Annotated in this window: 3 protein-coding genes; 2 read left to right on the forward strand and 1 reads right to left on the reverse strand. The window is 69.4% G+C overall.

What is annotated here, in order from left to right; all coding sequences use genetic code 11:
* The first annotated feature begins 381 nt into the window (after window positions 1–381).
* Window positions 382–1,623: a lytic transglycosylase domain-containing protein gene (locus AC2VOG_RS11920; protein WP_486940104.1), complete on the forward strand. Its 1,242-nt coding sequence runs from the start codon at window positions 382–384 to the stop codon at window positions 1,621–1,623.
* A 38-nt stretch (window positions 1,624–1,661) separates the two neighbouring features.
* Window positions 1,662–2,792, forward strand: a complete 1,131-nt coding sequence (locus AC2VOG_RS11925) for an Mrp/NBP35 family ATP-binding protein (RefSeq protein WP_486940105.1) — start codon at window positions 1,662–1,664, stop codon at window positions 2,790–2,792.
* A 2-nt stretch (window positions 2,793–2,794) separates the two neighbouring features.
* Here AC2VOG_RS11925 and tatB read toward each other — a convergent pair.
* On the reverse strand, window positions 2,795–3,169 hold a 375-nt coding region (gene tatB / locus AC2VOG_RS11930; RefSeq protein WP_486940106.1), incomplete at its 5' end, for a Sec-independent protein translocase protein TatB.

Below are 3,169 nucleotides of genomic sequence, written 5' to 3' on the forward strand. Positions count from 1 at the left end.
TGGAAGACCTGCACGGTCTGCTGGAAGGGCGGTTGGCCGAGGCCTCCGGTCCCGCCGATGACGACGCGGACCGACACGCCGCCTCGTCTAATTGACACCGCTGCGCAGAAGCGGTGTTTTCACAGGCAGAGACTCCGCAATTGTTGTCACTGGAGTCACCAGTGTTATGTATGGTGACCTAGTTCACGAGGCTCACGCGGTATCGCGGGCCCCACGACGCCCGAGGACTAGGCAGGTCGAGTGCGGGGAGGGGGACGCATGGGCGCACGTCCGGCCCTTGCAACCATGCGGAGACGGGTACTGCGTATGCCAAAAGCCCCGAAAGTGCCTGCGTCCGTTGTCCATACGAAGTCTACCGTTCGCAACGCCGCGACTCGCGGCATGCAGGCCACCCGAATCCCGGTGGCGCTGGCCGCGATCGCGGCGACTTCTCAGTCCGCCCGTTGCACTGTCCAGCGCACCCTGACACGCACCGCAAGTTCGTCGGCGTTCGGAGTGGTGATGATCGCCTGCCTGATCTACCCGAGCGTCGAAGGCGCCGGCGCCCCGCCGTTCCCGCTGGCCAAATCGACCGTGCACGACGCCGCCATCACCCCGGTTGCCGCCGTTGCGCGAGTCTCTGGCGACCCGACCGGCCCGCTGGTGGTCGCCGTCACGCACCCCACGATCGGCTTCCACGTCGCCGAAGCCGCCGCGGCCGCTCCCCCGCCGACCGTCGTGGTGAGCAACCTAGGCGCGCTGGGCATTCCGACGGTCGCGCTGACCGCCTACCGCAACGCCGAACGGATGATGGCCGTCTCCGACCCGGCCTGTGGCATCAGCTGGAATCTGCTGGCCGGTATCGGCCGTATCGAGTCCGGCCATGCCGGCGGCGGTGCCACCGACGCCCGCGGCACTGCGGTGCGGCCGATCTTCGGGCCGACGCTGGACGGCACGCTTCCGGGCAACGAGGTGGTGGTCCAGAGCGTCGCATCCGGACGCGTCAGTTACGCCCGCGCGATGGGGCCGATGCAGTTCCTGCCGGGCACCTGGGCGCGCTACGCCTCCGATGGCGACGGCGACGGGGTCGCCGATCCGCAGAACCTCTACGACGCCACGCTGGCCGCCGCCCGCTACCTGTGCAGCGGCCACCTGAACCTGCGCGACCAGTCGCAGGTGTTGTCGTCGATCCTGCGCTACAACAACTCGATGCCCTACGCCCAGAACGTGCTGGGCTGGGCCGCGGCCTACGCCACCGGCGTGGTGCCGGTCGATCTGCCGCCACTTGTCGGGCCGGCGCCACCGCTGGGTGATGCCCACCTCGAGCACGCCGAGGGCCTCGGGCCCAACCTGCCGCTGAACATGCACGGGCTGTCATCGGCCGACCCGCTGGCCCGAATGCCGCTGATCGACCTCAGCGGAAACCCCGGTGACGGCCAACCGTGGTCGGCGCAGGGGCCGGGTGGCTACAGCCCGTCGTGCACGGTGATCTGCATCGGGGAGCAGGCTCCCGGGCCCGCGCAGATCAACACGCCACCGGCGAGCGCTGTGGCGCCACCGGCTCCGTTCGGCATATTTCCACCGCCGGTTGCCCCGCCGAACCCCTTCGCGCCCTTCGCGCCACCCGCTGCTCCCCCGGCCTGACCGGCCGCTTCCGTACGCGCTCTAGACTCGAGATCCTGATGACCGATCCGACTGCACACGTTCGCGCCGCGCTGGCCAAGGTGATCGATCCCGAGCTGCGCCGCCCCATCACCGAACTCGGGATGGTCAAGGGTATCGAGGTGGGCCCCGGCGGCGATGTGCACGTCGAGATCTATCTGACCACCGCCGCATGCCCGAAGAAGACCGAGATCAGCGACCGGGTACGGCAAGCCGTCGCCGACGTACCGGGCACCGGCGCCGTCCGCGTCAGCCTCGACGTGATGAACGACGAGCAGCGCACCGAGTTGCGCAAACAGTTGCGCGGCGATTCCCGCGAACCGGTCATCCCGTTCGCCCAGCCGGCTTCGCTGACCCGGGTGTACGCCATCGCCTCCGGCAAAGGCGGCGTCGGCAAATCGACGGTGACGGTCAACCTGGCTGCGGCGATGGCCGCGCGTGGGCTTTCGGTCGGGCTGCTCGACGCCGACATCCACGGCCACTCGATCCCGCGGATGATGGGCACCACCGACCGGCCCACCCAGGTGGAGTCGATGATCCTGCCGCCGATCGCGCACGAGGTGAAGGTCATCTCGATCGCGCAGTTCACTCAGGAGAACACCCCGGTAGTGTGGCGCGGGCCGATGCTGCACCGGGCGCTGCAGCAGTTCCTGGCCGACGTGTACTGGGGCGACCTGGACGTGCTGCTGCTCGACCTGCCACCGGGCACCGGTGACATCGCGATCTCGGTCGCTCAGCTGATCCCGAACGCCGAAATCATCGTCGTCACGACACCGCAACTGGCCGCGGCCGAGGTGGCCGAGCGGGCCGGCAGCATCGCGCTGCAGACCAAGCAACGGGTCGTCGGCGTGGTGGAGAACATGTCCGGACTGTTGCTGCCGGACGGTTCGACGATGCAGGTGTTCGGCGCAGGTGGCGGCGCTCAGGTCGCCGAGCGACTGACCCGAGCCATGGGCGCCGACGTGCCACTGCTGGGCCAGATTCCGCTGGATCCCGCGCTGGTCGCCGCGGGGGACGCCGGCCTGCCGGTGGTGCTCAGCGCTCCCGACTCGCCCGTGGGCACCGAGCTGCAGCGGGTTGCCGACAGCCTGTCTGCCCGCCGCCGTGGATTGGCCGGCATGTCACTGGGATTGGACACCAGCCGGCGCTGAGCTCAGGTGGCGTCGGGGTCGAACGGCGCCGGCCCGCTGAACGGTTGCGGCGGCGGCGGTGGCGTGACCGGTTGGCGCGCAATATTATCCGCGGGGCTGCCGATCGGATCGTCGAAGCTACGGAACAGCGAGTCGTCGCCGTCGAACAGATGCTTGGTCAAGGCCGCCCGCGGCGTCATGCCGCGCAGCTTCTGCAACTCCGACAGCGGCTCGCGCAGGTGGTCGAACTCCGGTCCGATGTCCTCCCGCAACTGGGTCGTCATGCCGCTGAGGTAGTCGCGGGCCTGACCCAGCGCGGTGGACGTCCACCGGATCGCGCCGGGCAGACGCTCGGGTCCCAGAACGACCAGGCCGACCACGATGAGGACCAGGATCTC

The sequence above is a fragment of the Mycobacterium sp. TH-M11 genome, from assembly GCF_057473725.1.

Coding starts and splice junctions, on each gene's coding strand:
- AC2VOG_RS11925 (WP_486940105.1), top strand. CDS start 1,662: ATGACCGATCCGACTGCACACGTTCGCGCCGCGCTGGCCAAGGTGATC.
- AC2VOG_RS11920 (WP_486940104.1), top strand. CDS start 382: ATGCAGGCCACCCGAATCCCGGTGGCGCTGGCCGCGATCGCGGCGACT.